Genomic DNA, 653 nt, shown 5'->3' on the forward strand with positions numbered 1-653 from the left:
AGTATTTTTTTTCACAACCGATCAGCACTAAAAAAGATAAGATTAAAAGTGCCAATGAGTAATTCCTGTCCATCTATTAAATTATTGCCAACGGTCAAGGTGTAAGTGCCGTAAGGTGTTTTTCACACCTTACAATAGGCACGATGAAATACGCCTTATGGCATTTAAACTGTGTTGTCTGTAGTTGGGCAGCGATTAGTAATTAACTGAATAAATAAACGCGGTACATCGCCAAGGCGTATTCTACCTTGACCGTTGTGCTGTAATTAAAGCAATCTTTTAAACTATTAAAATAAAAACCTATGGAATGGATAGATGTTAATCAACAATCTCCGAATGAGTACCAAACTGTAATTATAAGCGTGAAAACTACTGATGGTAGAAGTTGGACAATGCCTTCTAATTACCAAGACCAAAAGTTTGTAGAGTGTACTACAAATGACGAATTTTTACAAATAAGTCAGGATGAAATATACTATTGGATGGCGCTACCTTCTGTAAAAGTGTAGTTTTTATTTTACTGGTTTGATTGCGGGGCTCGATGCCCTATTACAGCACAACGTCTGGGGTGTATGTTTTGTTGCGTATGGCGGTCAATCGTTTTTCTCGATTGAGAGTAGCCATGGAAGCAACAAAAAAATTAAAAAGCACTC

1 protein-coding gene is annotated in these 653 nt (G+C 36.8%); it reads left to right on the forward strand.

Going from position 1 to position 653, the window contains the following annotated elements; genetic code table 11:
• Nucleotides 1–302 precede the first annotated feature (302 nt).
• The gene (locus tag MWU82_RS24065; RefSeq protein WP_247098300.1) at nt 303–509 is read left to right on the forward strand and encodes a hypothetical protein; all 207 of its coding nucleotides are present in this window, start codon (nt 303–305) and stop codon (nt 507–509) included.
• The last annotated feature ends 144 nt before the right edge of the window (nt 510–653 follow it).

It is taken from the genome of Arenibacter sp. S6351L (assembly GCF_023016025.1).
Lineage (GTDB): Bacteria > Bacteroidota > Bacteroidia > Flavobacteriales > Flavobacteriaceae > Arenibacter > Arenibacter algicola_B.